This window comes from Sphingomonas sp., from assembly GCF_025353885.1.
GTDB lineage: Bacteria > Pseudomonadota > Alphaproteobacteria > Sphingomonadales > Sphingomonadaceae > Sphingomonas_O.
Map to the genome: position 1 here is coordinate 1 of NZ_JANXNX010000027.1, position 17,339 is coordinate 17,339.

At 62.3% G+C, this 17,339-nt stretch carries 21 protein-coding genes; 15 read left to right on the top strand and 6 right to left on the bottom strand.

Annotation, left to right across the window (positions count from 1 at the left end; translation table 11 throughout):
* Together Q0R02_RS02845 and ctrA are read left to right on the top strand one after the other, a co-directional pair.
* Positions 1-629: substrate binding domain-containing protein (locus Q0R02_RS02845; protein ID WP_293880658.1), on the top strand; the 629-nt coding region annotated here is incomplete at its 5' end.
* Positions 630-734: 105 nt separating this feature from the next.
* The gene (gene ctrA, locus Q0R02_RS02850; protein WP_293880660.1) at positions 735-1,448 is read left to right on the top strand and encodes a response regulator transcription factor CtrA; all 714 of its coding nucleotides are present in this window, start codon (positions 735-737) and stop codon (positions 1,446-1,448) included.
* A 205-nt stretch (positions 1,449-1,653) separates the two neighbouring features.
* Here the strand turns inward: ctrA and Q0R02_RS02855 are convergent, their stop codons facing one another.
* From Q0R02_RS02855 to gntA, 3 genes are all read right to left on the bottom strand, one after another.
* Entirely contained in the window at positions 1,654-3,666 is a 2,013-nt protein-coding gene (locus tag Q0R02_RS02855; RefSeq protein ID WP_293880662.1) for a GMC family oxidoreductase N-terminal domain-containing protein, read from the bottom strand.
* 70 nt (positions 3,667-3,736) lie between these two features.
* Complete coding sequence (locus Q0R02_RS02860) at positions 3,737-4,327, bottom strand: urea carboxylase-associated family protein (protein ID WP_293880664.1); 591 nt, start codon at positions 4,325-4,327, stop codon at positions 3,737-3,739.
* Positions 4,317-5,015: a guanitoxin biosynthesis heme-dependent pre-guanitoxin N-hydroxylase GntA gene (gene gntA / locus Q0R02_RS02865; RefSeq protein WP_293880666.1), complete on the bottom strand. Its 699-nt coding sequence runs from the start codon at positions 5,013-5,015 to the stop codon at positions 4,317-4,319. The genes Q0R02_RS02860 and gntA overlap by 11 nt, the downstream gene beginning before the upstream one ends.
* A gap of 102 nt (positions 5,016-5,117) precedes the next feature.
* On the opposite strand from gntA, the gene Q0R02_RS02870 reads away from it, so the two are divergent.
* From Q0R02_RS02870 to Q0R02_RS02900, 7 genes are all read left to right on the top strand, one after another.
* Positions 5,118-6,584: a circularly permuted type 2 ATP-grasp protein gene (locus Q0R02_RS02870; RefSeq protein WP_293880668.1), complete on the top strand. Its 1,467-nt coding sequence runs from the start codon at positions 5,118-5,120 to the stop codon at positions 6,582-6,584.
* Positions 6,584-7,519, top strand: coding sequence for an alpha-E domain-containing protein (locus tag Q0R02_RS02875; RefSeq protein WP_293880670.1), 936 nt, complete (start codon positions 6,584-6,586; stop codon positions 7,517-7,519). Before Q0R02_RS02870 ends, Q0R02_RS02875 begins: the two co-directional genes overlap by 1 nt.
* Positions 7,519-8,322 carry a transglutaminase family protein gene (locus Q0R02_RS02880; RefSeq protein WP_293880671.1) on the top strand — a complete coding sequence of 268 codons (804 nt, stop codon included), beginning with the start codon at positions 7,519-7,521 and terminating at the stop codon, positions 8,320-8,322. The genes Q0R02_RS02875 and Q0R02_RS02880 overlap by 1 nt, the downstream gene beginning before the upstream one ends.
* Positions 8,323-8,365: 43 nt before the next feature.
* Positions 8,366-9,115 carry a peptidase gene (locus Q0R02_RS02885; RefSeq protein WP_293880672.1) on the top strand — a complete coding sequence of 250 codons (750 nt, stop codon included), beginning with the start codon at positions 8,366-8,368 and terminating at the stop codon, positions 9,113-9,115.
* Between the two features lie 102 nt (positions 9,116-9,217).
* Complete coding sequence (gene rplU, locus Q0R02_RS02890; RefSeq protein ID WP_293880674.1) at positions 9,218-9,664, top strand: 50S ribosomal protein L21; 447 nt, start codon at positions 9,218-9,220, stop codon at positions 9,662-9,664.
* 6 nt (positions 9,665-9,670) lie between these two features.
* Positions 9,671-9,940 (top strand): 50S ribosomal protein L27, encoded by a 270-nt coding sequence (rpmA, locus tag Q0R02_RS02895; protein ID WP_293880676.1) that lies wholly within the window; start codon positions 9,671-9,673, stop codon positions 9,938-9,940.
* Between the two features lie 166 nt (positions 9,941-10,106).
* A complete protein-coding gene (locus Q0R02_RS02900; protein ID WP_293880678.1) occupies positions 10,107-10,652 on the top strand; it encodes a GNAT family protein in 546 nt (181 codons plus the stop codon).
* Here the strand turns inward: Q0R02_RS02900 and Q0R02_RS02905 are convergent.
* Together Q0R02_RS02905 and Q0R02_RS02910 are read right to left on the bottom strand one after the other, a co-directional pair.
* Positions 10,627-11,145, bottom strand: a complete 519-nt coding sequence (locus Q0R02_RS02905) for a GNAT family N-acetyltransferase (RefSeq protein WP_367271417.1) — start codon at positions 11,143-11,145, stop codon at positions 10,627-10,629. The genes Q0R02_RS02900 and Q0R02_RS02905 overlap by 26 nt on opposite strands.
* Positions 11,146-11,155: 10 nt before the next feature.
* Complete coding sequence (locus tag Q0R02_RS02910) at positions 11,156-12,016, bottom strand: metal-dependent hydrolase (protein WP_293880680.1); 861 nt, start codon at positions 12,014-12,016, stop codon at positions 11,156-11,158.
* A 43-nt stretch (positions 12,017-12,059) separates the two neighbouring features.
* Here Q0R02_RS02910 and Q0R02_RS02915 point away from each other — a divergent pair, with 43 nt between their 5' ends.
* The 4 genes from Q0R02_RS02915 to Q0R02_RS02930 all read left to right on the top strand — a co-directional run bounded on the left by Q0R02_RS02915 (position 12,060) and on the right by Q0R02_RS02930 (position 15,856).
* A complete protein-coding gene (locus tag Q0R02_RS02915; RefSeq protein ID WP_293880682.1) occupies positions 12,060-12,656 on the top strand; it encodes a TetR/AcrR family transcriptional regulator in 597 nt (198 codons plus the stop codon).
* A 27-nt stretch (positions 12,657-12,683) separates the two neighbouring features.
* The gene (gene obgE / locus Q0R02_RS02920) at positions 12,684-13,730 is read left to right on the top strand and encodes a GTPase ObgE (protein WP_293880684.1); all 1,047 of its coding nucleotides are present in this window, start codon (positions 12,684-12,686) and stop codon (positions 13,728-13,730) included.
* A gap of 75 nt (positions 13,731-13,805) precedes the next feature.
* Positions 13,806-14,954 (top strand): glutamate 5-kinase, encoded by a 1,149-nt coding sequence (gene proB / locus Q0R02_RS02925; protein WP_293880686.1) that lies wholly within the window; start codon positions 13,806-13,808, stop codon positions 14,952-14,954.
* Positions 14,954-15,856: an NAD(P)-dependent oxidoreductase gene (locus Q0R02_RS02930; protein WP_293880688.1), complete on the top strand. Its 903-nt coding sequence runs from the start codon at positions 14,954-14,956 to the stop codon at positions 15,854-15,856. Before proB ends, Q0R02_RS02930 begins: the two co-directional genes overlap by 1 nt.
* Here the strand turns inward: Q0R02_RS02930 and Q0R02_RS02935 are convergent.
* Positions 15,851-16,399, bottom strand: a complete 549-nt coding sequence (locus Q0R02_RS02935; RefSeq protein WP_293880690.1) for a Pycsar system effector family protein — start codon at positions 16,397-16,399, stop codon at positions 15,851-15,853. The genes Q0R02_RS02930 and Q0R02_RS02935 overlap by 6 nt on opposite strands.
* Positions 16,400-16,516: 117 nt before the next feature.
* On the opposite strand from Q0R02_RS02935, the gene Q0R02_RS02940 reads away from it, so the two are divergent.
* Together Q0R02_RS02940 and Q0R02_RS02945 are read left to right on the top strand one after the other, a co-directional pair.
* Positions 16,517-16,759 carry an acyl carrier protein gene (locus Q0R02_RS02940; RefSeq protein ID WP_293880692.1) on the top strand — a complete coding sequence of 81 codons (243 nt, stop codon included), beginning with the start codon at positions 16,517-16,519 and terminating at the stop codon, positions 16,757-16,759.
* On the top strand, positions 16,756-17,339 hold a 584-nt coding region (locus Q0R02_RS02945; protein WP_293880694.1), incomplete at its 3' end, for an aminotransferase class I/II-fold pyridoxal phosphate-dependent enzyme. The genes Q0R02_RS02940 and Q0R02_RS02945, both read left to right, overlap by 4 nt.

Here is a 17,339-nt window from a genome sequence, read left to right on the forward strand (position 1 = left end):
GGCTGGCTGTCCCAATGAGTTTCGGCTTGAGCCACATCGGCCCGATCATCGCGCGTTTCCTGACTGAATTTCCCGAGATCAACGTTGACCTGAACCTCAGCGACGACCGCGTCGACCTGGTTGGTGATGGCTATGATGCCGCGCTCCGGATCGCGGCGTTGCCCGATTCCACGCTGCGTGCCCGCAAGCTGTGCGACGTCGCTGTGCGGATCGTCGCGGCACCGTCGTATCTGGAACGACGCGGCATCCCTCGGCACCCCGCCGACCTCGGCCAGCACGATTGCTTTGGCTATGCCTATTTCTCGACGCCCGAACACTGGCGGCTGGTCCACCACCGCAGCAGCGAGGTCGCCGTCATCAAGCCGGGCGGTCGCCTGCGGACCAACAATGCCGACGCCATGCTGCCCGCGCTGTTCGCAGGGCATGGCATTGCCATCGCGCCCGACTTCATCATCGACCCAAGCCTCGCCAGCGGCCAGGTCGTTGCGATCCTCCCCGACTGGTCGGCACCGGTGATCGCGCTCCATCTCGTCACCCCGCCGAGCCGACTCAGGCCGCGCCGGGTCGAGGCACTTCTGGAATTCCTGACCGATGCTTTAGCGACCGACTCGCGGAGTTCTGCGGCTTAAGCAGAAATTAACCTTTTCCCTTCATTCGTTGTTTGGTTAATGATGTGCGTTGCGCAGTCGATTGGGGCTGGCAGACCACAGGGTTGTAACAGGGGACTTTCGCCGATGCGTGTGCTGTTGATCGAAGATGAGCCAACGACGGCGAAAGCCATCGAACTGATGCTCTCTGCCGAGGGTTTCAATGTCTACACCACCGACCTTGGCGAAGAGGGCCTCGATCTCGGCAAGCTGTACGACTACGACATCATCTGCCTGGACCTGAACCTGCCTGACATGCACGGGTATGACGTTCTGAAGAAATTGCGCGTCGCCAAGGTTTCCACGCCGGTCCTGATCCTGTCGGGTATCAGCGAAATGGACTCGAAGGTGCGCTCGTTCGGCTTCGGCGCCGACGATTATGTTACAAAGCCCTTTCATCGCGACGAACTGGTCGCCCGCATCCATGCCGTCGTCCGTCGTTCGAAGGGACATAGCCAGTCGGTCATCCGGACCGGCAAGCTGGCGGTCAACCTCGATGCCAAGACCGTCGAAGTCGATGGCAGCCGCGTCCATCTGACCGGCAAGGAATATGCGATGCTTGAACTGCTGAGCCTCCGCACGAGCACCACCCTTACCAAGGAAATGTTCCTGAACCACCTGTACGGTGGCATGGACGAACCCGAACTGAAGATCATCGACGTGTTCATTTGCAAGCTGCGCAAGAAGTTGTCGCTCGCCTGCCAGGGTGAAAACTACATCGAGACCGTCTGGGGTCGAGGCTATGTCCTGCGCGATCCCGATGATGTGACGCTTGTGGAACCTGTCGCACAGGTCGCCTGAACTCAACCCGCTGACTTCCCGCCCACCTTCCCGGGGCAAGACAGGCCGGCTGCAGCGATGCAGTCGGCCTTTTTTCATGCCAGGCCGTTTCGCGCCAGTCTCGTCATCCCGGCGCAGGCCGGGGCCTATACGGCTGTCCGAAAGAGATGCGCCCGACCCGACACGCGTATAGGCCCCGGCCTGCGCCGGGGTGACCGCACCAACCTCAGATATTGGGTCCGAACACTCCGCCGCCCACAGTGACATAATGCGCCATCGCCATCGTTGTCAGCTGCGCGTTGACGCGGATGCAGCTCGGGAAGACGCTGGCATCGGTGACCATCACGTTGGTCGTGCCGTGAACGCGGCACTCCAGGTCGACGACGCCACAGTCCGGATCGACGTTCCTCGCGTTGCCGCCGTGGGGGTGAGAGCTGGATAGGACGACATCGTCCGCCTCGCGGATGCCTTCTTCCAAAAACGCCTCGATGTCGGTGCCGGGATAGATCACCCCACCGCGCGCCAGTGCTGGATAGACCTCGATCGCGCCCCCCGCCAGATGGACCCGCGCCAGCGTCGCAATCGCCCGCCGGATCAACGGCAGGTCAATTTCCGCGTCGAGCTTGAAATGAAGTTTACCGCCGATGAGCCGTCCGCGACGATCCGCCGGAAACAATATCCCGGATGAAACCAGCCGCGAGTAATTCTGCATCCGTCGCGCATGTTCGGAAAACCAGCCGGTCAGCAGACTGGCCATGCTCATCGGCGGCTGGAAGTGCGATTCGAGCAGGAAATCACCGCGATCCACATAAGTCGCCATCTGGTCCTCGTCCCACGCGCGGACCACGCGATCCTCTGGCATCAGCGCAGCGACCGGGCTGGCGATGTTTAGCGAAATACAGTCGCCGGCGCCGACGATGCCGCTTGCCATCAGCAAACGGCTTGACGCCATCGTGCCCGCAGCCACGACCACCCCCTGCGTTGTAAGGATCGTGCGCCGCTGGCCATCGGGAAACTCGACATCGACGCCCTCGGCCACGCGCTTGCCGTCGGTCAGGTCGGCGCGCCACAGAATGTTCAGCACGCGCGCATCGGCCAGTATCCGCGCACCCTTTTCCCGCGCTTTGATCAGATAGGACTGCGCCATTCCGTTTTTGCGGCCATAGGGACAGCCGGTGTTGCAATAGCCGCAATAGGCGCAGTCGGCCTCGATACGACGCGGGCCGTAATTCTTGCGAAACCACAGCGCGGGCGCGGCATCGTTGACGGGATCGTTGGTCTCATTGGCATAGGCATGCCACCCGGCAAGCAGGTGCGCGCCGTTGTTGACTCCACTTTTCGGGTCGATCCGCTCGATTTCCAGCGCCTTCTCGACGGCGTCATAGGCAGCATCGAACCTTGACTTGTCGACGGCGGCACCGATGCTTGCCCATTTTTCCAGCACGTCGGGCGCGCTTGGATGGATCATGCCGGGCTGGTCGACACGCAGCGCAATGCCATTGTTGATGACCGTGCCGCCGCCGACGCACTGCGCCTGGAAAACGACGAAATCATTGTCGCGGCTGGTCTGGATGCCACCATCGACGAACAGCCGCGCGGTCATCCGGCGCTCCTCGTGCGTGATTTTCGGCGAAGGGTAATGCGGCCCCGCCTCGATGATGAGAACGTCATGCCCCTGCGCCTGCAAATTACAGGCCGCAACCGCCCCCCCTGCCCCCGACCCGACGACGATGACACCGACGCTGCCAGGACATTTGTCATGCCCGACAAAATCGTGGTGCGTCAGTTCGCGCCCCTCGAATATTTCGAGAGGGACCTCGCCGGGTCCACGCGCGCGAAACCGGGGCAAAGTGAAGCCGATCTGGGCGTGGACGGGGTTGTCAACATTGTCGTCCTGCGTGTCACCCTGCCAGTGCCCGTAATAACCGGCGTAGATGATCGTCCTGATCCGCGCGAGGTCCTGCAGGAAATCGATCGTCGTCAGTTCGAGCCGGTCGCGAATGACCTGTGCACGACCGGCGGGCGATCGGATCAGGAAAAACGGACCGCCGAGCACGATGAAGACAGCATCGATCAACAAGCCGATCTGTTCGGGCTTGGTGCCTGATATCAGTCCAAATTGGTGCTGGAGGTTCTCGACGACTTGCGCGGGCGAGATGACCATCTCGACGCCATAAAACAAGGCTTCACTGATCGCTTCGAGGATTTCGGCCTGAATAGCATTGAACGGCTGTCGCACTTGTCTCTCCGGATTAGAGTGCGACCTCCTGTTTCATTCACTATAACCCTCGTCAGCGATGCTGCCTAACCTATTCGACCAGATATTCGATCGGCTTAAACCGACCATTGTTCGACTGGAGCGCCGAACACGCTGTGAGACCAACGATCAGGTCCATACGGGCGACGAACTTGATATAATCGCCGGGTTTGCTGAGCGGCGGCAAAACGCTGATCGCACCTGTCGCTGCATCCACGGGCACATTCATGAAGCAATTGAACGCAATCGGGATGGCGTCGGGCTTTACGCCATAAGGGGTCAGTGCCTCTGCCAAATTGCCAAAACATCCCTGGTGCGGGTCGATATCGCCATAGATTATCCGGAACGTATCCCGCGAACAGGGGGTCAGCAGAAAATCGTGCCGCCCGACCATGTCCTCGACGATCTCGAACATGACATTGCTGCGGTTCGAATAAAGCAGGTCGCCCGTCGTGAGGTAGATGCGACTGGCATAGTCCAGCGTCCGGCCCGACGACAGGACTTCGCCTACGTCCTCGGCATTGAAGCACAGCAGGTCGGCAACCTGTTCGCCCTCGGGATCGCACACCGTCAGCACCTGGTCGGCATCGACCCGGAAGGCGGTGCCGGTACGCGGCGCGATCCGGGTGCGTTCAGGCAGCATCAGTCTGGGCCTGGCGAGGATCTGAAAAGGGGCACCTCCATTCGGTGCCGACGACGCGGCCACTATATTGTCGCGCTTCGCTCAGGTCGCCGTGTCGCGACAGCATCGGATTGATCGATCCCGCCATCGCCATGTCCCGGTCGAGAATCGCGCCGCGCAGTTTTTCGTAGCGGCCCTCGGCGCGCAGCCGTTCGAACTGATCGTGCAGATTGAAGACCATCACGGGCACCGGAAAGCGCCGCGCTGGTCGGCTGGCGTTGGGATGCAATCCGACGACAAAGAAAGCCTCGCCACCAAAGCTCAGCGAAAAATGCGGATTGTCGGGATCGGCACTGACGCGGTGATCGTAATTCTGTCCCAGCCAGGCATCCTTGTCGGCAAGCGACTGAATGCGGTTCCACATATTGGCTTCGAACGTCGCTTCATCCAGATTGTTCGGTCCTTCGAAAATGACCGCAACGCTTTGAAACAGCTTGTCCTCCAGCCGATAGCTGACGACGAAATTCATCAGCGCGGTATGCATTTCCAGGTCGTTCCAGCCGCTGGTGATCGACCGCGCCACGACGGCCTTGATCTGATGGCGGGCGAGCGCCGCCTTTGCGCCGACGCAGGGGAAATCCTGATCGGCGATGGCGGCATGAAATTGGTCAATGAGCGCATGGCTCTCGGTAAACGGTGAGTTTGGCATCTGCTCCCTCGTGGTCGGGTCATCTTAATGGCGGCCCAACGCACGAGAAAATGAATCTTTCCACTCTTGTGCGCCGCATTAAACCAACGCAGTCTGTTGGTAATGAAGCCAAAACCATTCGACGAGATCTGGGGAAAGAGCAGCGGCGACGTGCCGCGTGCTGCTTTTGCATCGCTGGCCCGGTGGATGGGCGCAACGCCCATGAACGAGCTTGAACGACGGCAGCATTCTGCCGAGGCGACGTTCCGGCAATTGGGCATTACCTTCGCCGTCTATGGCGACGACGATGCCGCCGAACGCATCATCCCGTTCGATATTGTTCCCCGGGTTTTCACGGCCAGCGAATGGACCCGCCTGTCGGCCGGGCTGGTCCAGCGTGTCGAGGCCATCAACGCTTTCCTGACCGACATCTACAGCGAGCGACGCATCATCGCAGAGGGGTTGCTGCCCGCCGATATCGTCCTCACCAATCCGCAGTTCAGGCCGGAAATCGTGGGATCGGCCCCGCCGCACAACATCTGGTCGCATATCTCGGGCATAGACCTGGTGCGTACCGGCCCCGATGATTTCTGGGTGCTGGAGGACAATGCACGGACTCCGTCGGGGGTTTCCTACATGCTCGAAAACCGCGAGGCGATGCTGCGGCTCTGCCCCGAATTATTCCGGCAATACCAGGTGCGCCCGGTCGACAGTTATGGCGACATGTTGTTGCAAACGCTGCGATCTGTGGCGCCGATCGGTGCGGGATCGGACCCGGTCTGCGTGATCTTGACGCCGGGGCGGTTCAATTCGGCCTATTACGAACACAGCTTCCTGGCCGACAGCCTCGGCATCGAGCTGGTCGAAGCGGTCGACCTGGAGGTCGATGACGATTTTGTCTGGATGCGGACTATTACCGGACGGGTCCGTGTCGACGTCATCTACCGGCGCGTGGACGACGACTATATTGATCCGCTGGTGTTCAAGCCCGATTCGATGCTGGGCGTCCCCGGCCTGATCGCGGCCTATCGCGCGGGCCATGTTGCCATCGTCAATGCGCCCGGAACCGGGATCGCCGACGACAAGGCGATTTACAGCTACATGCCCGACATCGTGAAGTTCTACGCCGGTGCCGAACCGCTGTTGCCGATCGTCGAGACCTGGCGCTGCCGCGAACCTCAGGCCCTGAAATATGTGCTCGACCGCCTTCCCGAACTGGTCGTAAAGCTGGTCGACGGGTCCGGAGGCTATGGCATGCTGGTCGGCCCGACCGCTACCAAGGTCGAGATCGAGACCTTCCGCGCCGCGCTGATTGCCGAACCGCACCGCTACATCGCGCAACCGACGCTGGCATTGTCGACCGTGCCGACGCTGACCGACAAGGGGATCGCCCCCCGCCACGTCGATTTCCGCCCCTTCGTGCTGACCGGCACCAACGGCGTGAAGATCGTGCCCGGCGGCCTGACCCGTGTCGCGCTGAAAGAAGGATCGCTGGTCGTCAATTCCAGCCAGGGCGGTGGCACCAAGGACAGCTTTGTCCTCGCCGACGATGGCGAAGATGTTCGCGCTCGCGGCGGGAGGCCTGCGTAATGCTGAGCCGCACCGCCGCCTCGCTTTACTGGATGGGGCGCTATGTAGAGCGCGCGGAATTTACCGCGCGCCTGGTCGAGGCGACCGTGCGTCTGGACGCCCTGTCGACGACGCCCGCCGGAGAAGCCGCCTGGGCCAGCGCCCTGATGGTTATCGATGCCGACGTCGTTTTCGCCGCGACCGGCGAAAAGCTCACGCCCCGCAACGTGACGCGGTTCCTGACGCTGTCGACGTCCAATCCCGGATCGGTCGTCAGTTGCCTGGACAAGGGGCGCGATAATGCCAAGGCCGTCCGCACCGCACTGACCCGCGAGGCCTGGGCGACGATCAACCGCGCGTGGTTGTTGTTCCACGGTCGCAGCAGCCCGGGCGACACGCAGGCCACACTGAACCTGGTCAACGAGGCGCAAGCCGAGACCCGCGGGTTCGAGGGGGCGATCGGCCGGATGATGCGCAACCCGTCCTCATGGTTCATCCGGCTGGGCGCGACGATGGAGCGGGCGGACAACACCGCGCGGCTGCTAGACGTCAAATATCACATCCTGCTTCCAGAAGGCGAGGCCATCGGCGGCGCCGTCGACCGCGATCAGTGGACGACGATCCTCCAGACGGTGTCCGCAGTGAACGCTTATCGCTGGCTGTACCGCGAGGGATTGAAGCCGTGGTTCGTCACCGAGCTGCTGATCCTGCGCCGCGAACTTCCCCGCTCGCTCGCCGCCAGTGCCGAGGAAGTCGTCCAGCATCTGAACGCGCTTGGCAAGCAGACCGGATTTCAGGGCGAGGCCGACCGGCTTGCCCGCCTGCGTCACGCCCGCCTTAGCCACACCAAGGTTTCCACCATCGTCGAGGATGGTTTGCACCAATATCTGGAGAATTTCATCGATGAAAACGCGGCGTTGAGCAAGGCCATCGCGCGCCAGTTCAGGTTCGACTGATGCGCCTTTCTATCGATCATCACAGCACCTATACCTTCAGCCAGCCGCAGGCGCGCGTCGTGCAGTTGTTGCGCGTCACGCCGGGCGACTATGCGGCACAAACGGTGATCGACTGGCGGATCGACGTCGATTGCGACGCCCGCCTGCGCACCGGGCTCGACGGCTTCGGCAATGTCACGACGATGCTGTATGTCGATGGTCCGATCGAGCGCATCGCCATCACCGTACGCGGCGAAGTGCTGACCGAGGACATGGCTGGCATCGTCAAGGGGATCGACGAACCGCTGCCCCCGCTGTTCTACACCCGCACCACCCCGCTGACCGCTCCCGATCCGACTATCACTGTCCTGGCGCGTGGGGTGGGATCATCCGACCGCCTCGAACGCGCCCACGCCCTCAACGCGCTGGTGGGCAGCAGCATCAAAATCCACGGCGGCCGCACTGTTGGAACACCACCCGCCGAAATCCTGGCGCGCGGGTCGGGCAGCGTCAAAGACGCCGCTCACCTGCTGGTCGCGCTTGGCCATGCGGCGGACTTCCCCGCCCGCATCGTCTCGGGCCACAGTCTGCATGGCCCCGACCGGGGCACGCGCCAAAGCGCGCATTATTGGGCCGAGCTGCACATCGAACGGCTCGGCTGGATCGGGCTGGATCCATGTTCGGGGTTCAGTCCCGATGAAAGCTGTGTAAGGGTGGCCGTGGGACTCGATGGATCCGACGTCAACCCCGTTTCCGGCTGTCGCAAAGGCGGCGGGATCGAGGAATTGGACGTCGGCGTATACGTCGGGCAGTCGCAGGACTAATTCGTCCAGCCGCTTGGGTGATCCGCCGAAAGGGCATCGTAAAATGACGTATTGCGTGGGGTTGCTGGTCAACGCCGGCCTCGTAATCATTTCCGATACACGCACCAATGCGGGTATCGACAATATCTCGACTTATAAAAAGCTGCACACGCTGGTCGATGACGACGAGCGCCTGATCGTGGTCGCCAGCGCGGGCAGCCTGTCGGTCACCCAGTCGATGCTGTCGATGCTGAAGGAGGGGCTCCCGTGCCTCGACGACACCGGCGTCCCCCGCCGTGTCGAGACGCAGCACACGATGTTCCGCGTGGCGCAACTGGTGGGGGAAGCGCTGGCGACAGCGCGACGGTCGATCGGACAGACGCTAACCGGCACGAAGATCAATGCCAACGCCTCGATCCTGCTGGGCGGCAGGCTCGGCGACGGCCACCTTGCGCTCTATCTTGTGTATGCAGAGGGCAATTTTATCGAATGCCAGCCCGATGCGCCATTTATGCAGATCGGTGAGCTGAAATACGGCAAGCCCATCCTCGACCGCGCGCTTAACTGGGAATCGCCGCTCGACGAGGCGGTCAAGGTCGCGCTGATGTCGTTTGATTCGACGATGCGATCGAACCTTTCGGTCGGCCTGCCATTCGATCTGATCGCAATTCCAAACGATCCAGAGCGCAAGACCGTGCGGTTGCGGATCGAGGCCGATGACAGTTATTTCGCGCTGCTGTCGTCCGAATGGGGCCGCCTGCTCAACGAATCGCGCGCGGTAATTCCCGACCCGCCTTTTCTCCACGCGGACTAGCCCGGAATCAGTTGACAGTAAGTGGCGCTTTGCATAGGGCCGCCGTTCTTCCGACGGGCCTTTGGCCTTGCCGGAGCCATCTATTTGACTTGAGTGAGAGCTATGTTCGCAGTCGTGCGCACGGGCGGCAAGCAGTATCGCGTTGCCGCAGGAGACAAAATCGTCGTCGAGAAAATCGATGGCGTCGCTGGGGCGCAGATTGCGCTGACCGACATTCTTTTCGCTGGCGCCGATGGCGTTGCGCAAGGAATTGCCGGGCTGACTGTCGCTGCCGAGATTATCGCGCAGGCCAAAGCCGAGAAGATCATCGTCTTCAAGAAAAAGCGTCGTCATAACTATCGACGCAAGAACGGCCATCGCCAGCAGCACACGATCCTCAAGATCCTGAGCGTCGGCACCGAGGAGGACAAGGCTTCTGCAAAGAAGGCTGCGGCTCCAAAGACAACCCCCAAGGTTGAAACCGAAGCGGCTCCCGTTTCGGCGGTACCAGTTCAGAACACGCCGGCAGAGGCTGTGACGCCCGCCGTAGCAGCGACCGAAAAGGAGTAACGAACCGTGGCACATAAAAAGGCAGGTGGTTCATCCCGTAACGGTCGCGATTCGGCTGGACGTCGTCTTGGCGTGAAGAAATATGGCGGCGAAACCGTTCTGGCTGGTAACATTCTGGTCCGCCAGCGTGGTACCCGCGTCTGGCCGGGCCGCAATGTCGGCCTGGGCACCGATCATACCTTGTTCGCGCTCATTCATGGCCGCGTCCAGTTTCATGACGGCAAACTCGGTCGCAAATATGTTTCGGTCGATATGGCAGCCGAAGCCGCAGAATAACTGGCGGTCCTGTTTACGGGTCGCCAATAGGGTGACCCGAAGATCTGCCGAGGCAGGTCGTGAGGGAGACGGGTTTCCCCCGGCCTCCCTTTTTCGTTTCTCCCTCAAATATGTCGTCGTGCCGTCATCTAACCGGTGCACTGGCCACGCCAAGAGGAGAGCGACAATGTTCGCACGGACTGAAAGACTATTGCTGCGGCCGGGCTGGACTGAAGACGCGCCCGCGCTGGCGGCTGCAATCAACCGCGAAGAGATAGCCCATAATCTAGCCCATGTACCCTGGCCTTATTCGGTCGACGATGCTGAGGATTTCCTAACACGCGAACGTGATTCAAAGGAAGCAAGCATGCTTATCTTTGAACGCACTGCGACTGAACCTCGGCTGATTGGCGGCATTGCCCTTTCGGACGCGAAATTGTCCGATCACGCTCGGCAAACCATTCTGGGTTACTGGATTGTCCCGTCGTGCTGGGGCAAAGGATTCGCCACCGAGGCTGGCCGCGCGGTCATCGACATGGCGCGGGAAACGTTGCGGATCGGGCGTCTGACCGCCCAGCATTTCGTTGATAATCCGGCATCGGGTGCGGTCTTGCGCAAGCTCGGCTTTCACCAGACCGGCGATCGCGGGCCGCTGTTCAGTGTCGGGCGTCAGATTGCATCCCCGGGATTGTCATACACGCTCGACCTTAAAGCGGCGACCTTGACCGCCTGAACACCTGCGCCGCGTTGGGAAGGTTGGCAAACGCGCTATAGCCATTGCGCGTGGCAACCTTCACCGATGCGGTGTTGCCGTTCGATATCAGGCACCGGGTTTCGTGATGGAGCAATTGCGCGTCGGCCCAGTCGGTCATTGCGCCAATTGCTTCGCTGGCAAGACCCCTGCCCCACGAGTTGGCGGCAAAGGCCCAGCCGGTCTCAGGCATGCCTTCCAACGAGGCAATGCCCCGCCGGAAGTCGCTGAACCCGCCTTCGCCGATAAAGGCTCCGGTCTCGCGATCGAACATTGCCCAGAAGCCGAAGCCGAGCAGTTGCCAGCTTCCCGCATAGCGCAGGATTCGAAACCAGGCGTCCTGCGGCGACTGGGGCTTGCCGCCAATAAACTGGGTAACCGCGGCATCGCCCCACAAGGCCGCGCAGTCGGCATGATCCTCGGCGCGGTGTGCGCGGAGGATCAGCCTGCGTGTCGAAAGTTCGGGGACTATCAGACGGCCATGCTCACGCGGCCATGCTCACGCGGGGCGACACTGCCGCCGCATAATCACTGTCGACCTTGGCGATCAGCGTCCGGTCATCGTGGTTCCACGGGTGAAAGCCCGGCAGAAAGAATGCCAGCCACGCCGGGATCATGTTGCGGACCACGCCGGGTGTGCCGAACAAATACCAGGCGAGCCGTGCCTTCATGCGCCACCCGATCAGGCCATCCTGCCGCAGCAGTTCCAGCGTCCCGTTCCAGCGCGCGGGCCAGAATGTCTTGGTCACGACCAGCATCATGATCGCCTTGACCTTCCACCGCTTCCACGCGGTCCAGTCGCGCGTCGCATGGAGCCAGGTGTCGTAAGCCACGCCCTTGTGCTCGATTTCCTCGATCGCGTGCCAGTCCCACATCGCCTTGAGTTCGGGGGAAAGCCCGGCAAAATAACGTGGGTTGGCCAGCATCTGGTGCGCCATCATGGCGGTATAATGTTCCAGCGCCATGGTCACGGCCAGGTTCAGGATCTGCGGCCGGTCCTTGGTCAGGTCCAGGCTGTCGGCGACCACTTTTTCCAGTCCGGCAATGTCATAGCCAGCCTCGATCACCCGGTTGTTAAAGGCGACGTGTTCGCGGCTGTGCATCACTTCCTGCATTACGAACGACCTGATTTCGCCTGCCAGCCTGGGCGGCACGCCTTCGCGAAATGCCTTGACCGACTCAACGAAAAAAGCCTCGCCCTTGGGAAAGGTGATCGACAAGGCATCGTGGAACGTGCTCCCGATCGGGTCGTCGTTCAGCCACCAGCGCTTTTGCGTCGTACCACGGCCAAAGCGGCGGTCCCGCGGTGTGATTGTCAGGTCGGTAGGCGTTTTGTCACGAGACATGCTATGGACTCCTTTGAACTCCGTCTAAAGCTTACTAACATTCATGTCAATAGAACGTAAACGCCTGTCGCCCGATGAAAGCCGCAGTGTCGCTCTCGAGGCCGCCCGCGAGATACTTATCGCCGAAGGTCCGCAGGGTGTTACCCTAAAGGCGGTCTCTGCGCGAATCGGCAAGACGCACGCTAACCTGCTCCATCATTTTGGTTCGGCACTCGGCCTGCAAAAGGCGCTTGCCGCGATGCTTGCCGAAACCGTCTGCGACAGCATCGCGGCCACCGTCGTGAAAGCGCGGCGTGGCGAGGCCAATCAGCAGACGATCGTCAATATGACGTTCGATGCCTTCGACCGGCAGGGGGCCGGCGCTCTGGCGGTGTGGATGCTGATGACCGGCGACCGCGATGCGCTTGATCCGATTGTCGAGGCGATCCACCGGCTGGTCGACGAACTCAGCGTCGATAACGAGGACGGCCTGATCCGCGAGAACACGCTGACACTTGTGTTCATGGCGCTGGGCGATGCCTTGCTGGGCAAGGCAATGGCCAAGGCGCTTGGCCTGCCGCGCGAAGCCGCGCGCGAGATCGCCTGTCGCCAACTTCATTCATCGCCGGGCGTACAAGCGCGCATGGCCGCCGCAATCTGACGCCCAACGGGCAAAGCTGGAACTGAAATGCATTTTCTCGATCAAGCCAAAGTTTATATCTCCTCAGGCGCAGGAGGGCCTGGAGCCGTCGCGTTCCGACGTGAAAAATTCGTCGAATATGGCGGCCCCGATGGCGGCAACGGCGGCAAGGGCGGCGACATCATCTTTGAGGCTGTTGCCGGACTGAACACGCTCATCGACTTTCGCTACACCCAGCATTTCCGCGCACCGCGTGGCAAGGGCGGCTCGGGCAGCAATCGCACCGGAGCGGGGGGCGACGACCTGATCATCCGCGTTCCCATCGGCACGCAGTTGCTCAGCGACGACCGCGAACACGTCCTTGCCGATTTCACCAAGGTCGGCGAACAGCGCGTGTTCTTGCGCGGCGGCGATGGCGGGCGCGGGAACGCGACTTACAAGACATCCACCAACCGTGCGCCACGCCAGCATGGCATCGGCTGGCCGGGCGAGGAGATGTGGGTGTGGCTGCGGCTGAAGCTGCTGGCCGACGCCGGGCTGCTGGGCCTGCCCAACGCCGGTAAATCCACCTTCATCAACGCGGTCACCAATGCGCGGGCAAAGGTCGGCGCTTATCCGTTCACCACCGTTCGTCCGCAGCTGGGCGTGGTCACCCACCGCGACCGGGAGTGGGTGGTGGCCGACATCCCCGGCCTGATCGAGGGTGCCGCCGATGGTGCCGGGATCGGCGACCGCTTCCTTGGCCATGTCGAACGGTGCCGCGTCCTGCTCCATCTGGTCGACGCCACCGGAGATGATCCGGTCGGAGCCTATCGCATCGTCCGCAAGGAATTGAAGAATTATGGCGCGGGCCTGGTCGACAAGCCCGAGGTGATCGGCCTGAACAAGATCGACGCGCTCGATCCGGCGGACGTGAAGAAACTCGTCACGAAGCTGAAACGCGCGTCGAAGGCCGAGGTACTGCCGATGTCGGGGGCTGCCGGCACCGGGCTCGACATCGTGCTGGATCGCCTGGCCGACGCCATTCCATCGGTCGGCATCAGCCCGTTGAAAGTGGAAGCAGGGGAAGCCCAAGCCGAATGGTCACCGCTATAGTCCTCCGCAGCGTGACCCGCGCCGCCGGGTCGGGAATTATTGCTGGCGGCGGCTCCCGCGGCTAAGCGCACATCCGTGAACCACCCGCTGTCCCCCGCCATCTGCCCGCGCCTGATCGTCAAGGTCGGGTCGTCGCTCCTTGTCGACGCGGCAGGCGCGGTCCGCCGCGAATGGCTGACCACGCTGGTCGCCGACATCGCCGCGCGCACGCTTGCGGGACAACAGGTCGCAGTTGTGTCCTCGGGTGCGATCGCCCTTGGCGCACGGCGGCTGAAGCTGGCGCGGGGCGGTCGTGCCAACCTCGAGGACGCCCAGGCGGCCGCCGCGGTCGGCCAGATCGCGCTGGCAGGCGTATGGGCGGACCTGTTGGGCGACCACGGCATCACCGCGGCGCAGATGCTGGTGACGCTCGACGATCTGGAGGACCGCCGTCGCTATCTGAACGCCTCGGCGACGCTCGAAAGATTGCTGTCGCTAAAGGTCGTGCCGGTCATCAACGAGAATGATTCGGTCGCGACGCACGAGATCAAGTTCGGCGACAACGACCGCCTTGCCGCCCGCATCGGCGCGGCGGCCCGGGCGCAGGGCGTTGTGCTGCTGTCAGACGTCGATGGTCTGTACACCGCCGACCCGACGCGGGACGCGACCGCCACCCGGATCGCACGCGTCGCGCGGATCGACGCAAAAATCGCGGCGATGGCGCAGGTTGGCACCTCGTCGGGCATGGGATCGGGCGGCATGGCATCGAAGATAGAGGCCGCACGCACTGCCACCAGCGCAGGCGCGGACCTTGTCATCGTATCGGGGACCGAACCCCACCCCCTGACGCGCATGGCAGCGGGCCAGCACGGCACGATCTTCATTGCGGCGGCACAGGCCCGGGGCCGCAAGGCGTGGCTGGCCGGGCGGCTGACGGTGCGCGGCACGATCCATATCGATGCCGGAGCCACGCGGGCGCTCGCATCGGGCGCGTCGCTGCTCGCCGCCGGAGCCAGTCGCACCGAGGGTCAGTTTGCGCGCGGCGATGTCGTGGATATCGTCGGACCCGACGGCAACCGAATCGCGCGGGGCCTCAGCGAATACGACGCCGTCGACGCCGCCCGGATCACCGGCTTGAAAACTGAGGCGATTGCCGCCGTGCTTGGCTATGCCCCCCGCTCCGCGCTCGTCCACCGCGACCACATGGTCGCGCTCGTCCACGGCGACCACATGGTGCGTCTCTGATGCGGATTGCGGTAACCGGGGCGACCGGCTTCGTTGGTGGCCATCTGCTGCCACGACTGACCGAGGCCGGGCATCTCGTCAGTGCCCTGACGCGCCGACCGCAACCCGATCTGCCCGGCGTGACCTGGGTCAATGGCGCGCTTAACGACGCCAGGTCGCTCGCCCACCTGTGCCTTGGCTGCGATGCCGTCGTCCACGTGGCAGGCGTCGTCAATGCGCCCGACGCCGCCGCCTTCGATGCGGGCAATCGCGTCGGCACTTGCGCGGTGCTACAGGCGGCGACGGCCGCGGGCGCGATCCGTTTTGTCCACATCTCCTCGCTCGCCGCGCGCGAACCGGAATTGTCGATGTACGGTGCATCGAAACGCGCCGCCGAGGATGCCGTGGCCAACTCCGACCTCGACTGGCGCATCGTCCGGCCCACAGCGATCTATGGCCCCGGCGATACCGGCATGCTTGATATCTTCCGCATGGCGAGTCACGGTGTCGTTGCCCTGCCCCCCGCCGGGCGTATGTCGGTCATCCATGTCGACGATTTCGTCCGGCTGGTCCTGGCGCTGGTCGAATCTCCCGAAGGCGGCGTCCTTTACGAAGCCGACGACGGTGTGCCAGGCGGCTGGGCGCATCGCGACTTCGCCGCCACGCTCGGAACGGCGGTCGGTCGCAAGGTCATCGCCCTGCCGATGCCGAAAGCGCTGCTGTCGCTGGCCTCGCGCCTCGACCGCCTGTTCCGGGGTGCGAAGGCCAGCCTGACCGCCGACCGCGTCGATTACCTGACCCATCCCGACTGGACGATCGACCCGGACCGCGGCGTTCCCGCCGCGCTGTGGACGCCGCACATCGCAACTCCCGCCGGCCTCCAGGCGACCGCCGCATGGTATCGAGCCAACGGCTGGTTATAGAATCCCGGCGAATTGCAGCCCGAAAGCACTCATGGTCAGCACCAGCCCAACCAGGAACACGCGGTAGGCCAGCCCCAAAAACTTGTATTTCTTGTGCATCAGGACCTGCCCGTTCTGATAGATGTCGCGCAACATCGCCCGGTAGATCGTCTCCGGATCCTTCAGCAGCAGCAGCATTTTGTCGATATATTCCTCTTCGCCCATCCCCGCGAACCCGCCGAAAAACAACAGGTTGGGCGAGGTGGTGCGCTTTGACCGGATCGAGGGCATGATTGCAAAGACCGCCAGCATCGCCGACATGAAGGCAAACAACGCAAGGATGACGAGCGCCACCGACACATATTCCCGGACCGCCTGATTGACCGCGATGCTGAACACCACAAAGGTCGCGCCCATTAGGATGCTCGCTTTTTGGTCGGCCATTTGCGACAGACTGACGTTGATCTGTTCGGTCGTGCGGATCAGGTGCACGGCATCGATCGCAAAGGCGCGCCTGGTGACCGTCTCGGGAACGGCAGGGTCGGGACTCACGGCGTTGGGCATCAATCGGCTCCTGTGAATTTAGTGCGCGCGACCGTCACGAATTTTGCTTGCCTTAACGCTGCCCGACTCCCGCCGCAATCGCTTGGCAGGGCGGTCCTGTTCCCGGTAAGGATAGGCATGACCGAACGCACAGAAATTTACGAGACCGTCGCCGCACAAATCGCGCCTTTCAACAAAAAGGGTGTCGTGCTGACCCAAGCCACGACCTTTGCCGGCGATCTAGAATGGGATTCGCTGACCGTGATGGATTTCGTCGCGGCGATCGAGGATGAATTCGACATCATCATCACGATGAACATGCAGGCCGAGATTGAGAATGTCGGCCAGTTGATCGACGCCGTCGCGAAGCTGAAGGCATGAGCGATCTGTTTTCAAAGTTCGATGCGCTGATCGCCGAACGCCAGGCGTTGCTCGACACCGGCGTCCGGGACCCGTTTTCCATCGTCATGGAAAAGGTGCTGTCGCCGACCCGCGCGATCATCAAGGGCAAGGAGACTATCCTGCTCGGCACTTATAATTACATGGGCATGACCTTCGACCCCGACGTCATTCAGGCGGGCAAGGATGCGCTCGACCAGTTCGGCGCAGGCACAACCGGCAGCCGCTTGCTTAACGGCACCTATCAGGGCCACCGTGAGTGCGAGGACGCGCTGAAAGAATTTTACGGGACCCAGTACGCCATGGTCTTTTCCACCGGCTATCAAGCCAACCTGGGCCTCGTTTCGACCATCGCGGGCAAGGGTGATTATATCATTCTCGACGCCGACAGCCACGCGTCGATCTATGACGGTTGTGCGCTCGGCAATGCCGAAGTCGTCCGCTTCCGCCATAATTCGGTCGAGGATCTGGACAAGCGGCTGGGTAGGCTGCCCCCCGAAGCAGGTAAGCTTGTCATTCTGGAGGGTGTCTATTCGATGCTCGGCGACGTTGCGCCGCTTCC